This is a genomic window from uncultured Maritalea sp. (genome assembly GCF_937139385.1).
Lineage (GTDB): Bacteria > Pseudomonadota > Alphaproteobacteria > Rhizobiales > Devosiaceae > Maritalea > Maritalea porphyrae_A.
The window spans coordinates 1-2,758 of record NZ_CAKZPW010000336.1; the positions used below are offsets into that span (position 1 = coordinate 1).

A 2,758-nucleotide genomic window follows, 5' to 3' on the forward strand; every position below is an offset into this window, starting at 1 on the left:
TACCAGGCGCATCAACGCCGTCATCATTGGTAACAAGGATGCGCAACTGGTCTGCCATCTATTTGGCCGCTGATATTTCAGTTTGGCCGCCCATATAGGGCTGCAAAACTTTGGGGATAGCGATGGAACCATCTTCTTGTTGATAGTTTTCCATCACCGCGATCAATGCCCGACCTGTTGCCACACCTGATCCGTTCAGCGTGTGAACATATTGTGGCTTGCCATTTTCATCACGATAACGTGCTTCCATGCGGCGCGCTTGATAATCACCTGCTACTGAGACAGAAGAAATCTCGCGATATGTGTTTTGACCCGGCAGCCAAGCTTCAATATCAAAGGTACGCATCATCGTTGCGCCCATGTCACCAGCACAAAGGCGCATAACACGATATGGAATATCTAATCCCTTCATCACTGCTTCTGCACAGCCAAGCATGCGCTCATGTTCTTCGAGTGATTTGTCTGGCGCTGTCACAGCAACCATCTCAACCTTGTAGAACTGGTGTTGACGCAACATGCCTCGTGTATCACGACCGGCAGAACCAGCTTCTGAGCGGAAGCAAGGCGTTAAAGATGTGAATCGCAGTGGCAGCTCCTCATGGCTCAGCATGCTTTCGCGCACAAGGTTCGTCAAAGAGACCTCAGACGTTGGGATCAACCAGCGGTCATCCGTCGTGCGGAATGCGTCTTCTGAGAACTTGGGCAGTTGGCCCGTGCCAAACAAAGCTTCCGAGCGTACTAAGAGCGGCGCGATAACTTCGGTGAATCCGTGCTCAGTTGTGTGCAAATCGAGCATATATTGCCCAAGCGCGCGCTCTAAACGTGCAATGCCATTTTTGAGCACAACAAAACGAGATCCTGCGATTTTTGAGGCAATCTCAAAGTCCATTTGGCCGAGTTGTTCACCCAGCTCATAGTGTTCTTTGGGTTCAAAATTGAACTGTCTTGGTTCAGCAAAACGGCTTTTTTCAACGTTGTCGTTTTCGTCAGCGCCAGCGGGAACATCTTCAAGCAGCAAGTTTGGTAGCCCTGCTAACAGGTCGTTCAACTCCGCGGTTTGAAGGCGCTCCGTTTCTTCACCTTGCTGCACTTTTGACTTCAAGTCCGCAACCTGTGCCAACAACGCTTGCGCTTTTTCTTCGTCGCCTTGCGCCTTTGCTTGGCCAATTTGTTTGGATGAAGCGTTGCGTGTTTCTTGCCACTCATTCAGCTGCTGAACTGTCGCTTTGCGCGCATCATCGAGGGTGATAATCTTTTGTGACTGGCCCTCTGCTCCACGCCGTTCAAGACCCGCATCAAATGCTTCGGGGTTGGCTCTAATCCATTTAACGTCAAACATGTTGTGCTCCGGCTTTTGCCGATCAGTTTCGTGATCTTTTTATGTGTTTATGCTGGTGAAAGGTCTTGCTTATGCAGCGTCATTCTCTGACTCTGCCTCGCGTTTTGCCCGCGATCGCTCGACAAATTGAACAGCGAAGATGGATAGCTCATAGAGTAGAAAAACCGGAACAGCGAGGCCGATCTGCGTCATAGGATCTGGTGGCGTGAGAAAAGCCGCAACGGCAAGAATCGCAACAATTGCGTATTTCCGCCAAGATTTCAGGTTTTCAGCAGTGATCAATTCGGCACGGGCCAAGAGTGTCAAAATGACAGGCAGCTGGAAACACAAACCGAATGCCAACAACAGCGTCATAGTCAAAGACAAATATTCGCTCACGCGGGTAAGCATTTGAATTGAAGCTTGCCCGGGTGCATTTTGTTCAAACGATAAGAAGAAGCGCATCGCCAAGGGCATAACCCCAAAATACACCAGCGAAGCGCCCAAAAGAAATAGAATCGGTGTTGCAATCAGATAGGGAACAAAGGCCGCTCGTTCGCGCTTGTATAAGCCTGGTGCTACAAACATGTAAACTTGGCTAGCAATCACAGGGAAAGCCAGAAAAATAGCGCCAAACAGTGCAACTTTCAGCTCAGTAAAAAATGCTTCCTGTGGAGCTGTGTAAATCAAGCTTACATCTTCCACTGAGCCACCAACGGCTTGCACGAAGGGGCCCAATAAAACGGTATAGATTTGACCCGCAAAGAAAAAGCAAAAGACAAACAGCAACGCAATCGCAGCAAACGAATAGATTAGACGCGTACGAAGCTCAACGAGATGCTCCATGAGTGGCGCTTCGCTTTGTGTCACTTCATCGTTGGGGTTTTCGAGCATTTTGTTCATCATGCGTCCCCTTTAGGGGTTACCGCAGCTTTAGCTGGCGCGGCACGTTGCAATTTCGCTGCCGTTTTGGCTGGAATGCCGCCTTTGTTTGCGACAGCGGTAATTGGCTTCACTTCTTTTGCGGCGGCGGCTTTCTTAGGCGTTGTTTTACGCGTTGTCGCAGATTTCGCCGCCGTCGTTTTGGCAGTGGTCGTTTTACGCACGGCAGGTTTTTTCGGCGCAGCCTTTTTTGCGGGTGCCTTTTTGGCAGCTACTGTTTTTGTAGACGTACTTGTTTTCTTGGCTGCGCGTTTTCGTGGTGCTGCTTTCTTGGCGGGCGTCTTTGGCGCTGCTTCACTCTCAACCTCGCCATCAACTTTTGCGGCGGCGTCGGTTTGTGCGCGGGCAATCGCTGCTTTCATGCTTGACGCAGCAGCTGCTGGGTCGGGAGAAGGCGTTGTTGGCAAGCCAGCAGACTCGCGAATTTCGTTCGCAACGCTTTCCTGCCCCTCCACTGCTGGTTTGATCGCACCGCTTGGTTCCACGCCGGCTTTGCCG

The 2,758-nt window shown here is 50.7% G+C and carries 3 protein-coding genes; all 3 read right to left on the reverse strand.

All coding sequences use genetic code 11. The annotated features are described in order from the left end of the window. Positions 1 to 58: 58 nt before the first annotated feature. Positions 59 to 1,339 carry a serine--tRNA ligase gene (serS, locus tag Q0231_RS13710; protein ID WP_269394290.1) on the reverse strand — a complete coding sequence of 427 codons (1,281 nt, stop codon included), beginning with the start codon at positions 1,337 to 1,339 and terminating at the stop codon, positions 59 to 61. Between the two features lie 69 nt (positions 1,340 to 1,408). Further along, entirely contained in the window at positions 1,409 to 2,212 is an 804-nt protein-coding gene (gene tatC, locus Q0231_RS13715; protein ID WP_269394394.1) for a twin-arginine translocase subunit TatC, read from the reverse strand. Between the two features lie 8 nt (positions 2,213 to 2,220). Then, the coding region (locus tag Q0231_RS13720; RefSeq protein ID WP_367274499.1) for a hypothetical protein at positions 2,221 to 2,758 on the reverse strand (538 nt) is incomplete at its 5' end.

Excerpts from the sequence above, each read along its gene's own strand:
- tatC (WP_269394394.1), bottom strand. The coding sequence starts at position 2,212 with ATGCTCGAAAACCCCAACGATGAAGTGACACAAAGCGAAGCGCCACTC.
- serS (WP_269394290.1), bottom strand. The coding sequence starts at position 1,339 with ATGTTTGACGTTAAATGGATTAGAGCCAACCCCGAAGCATTTGATGCG.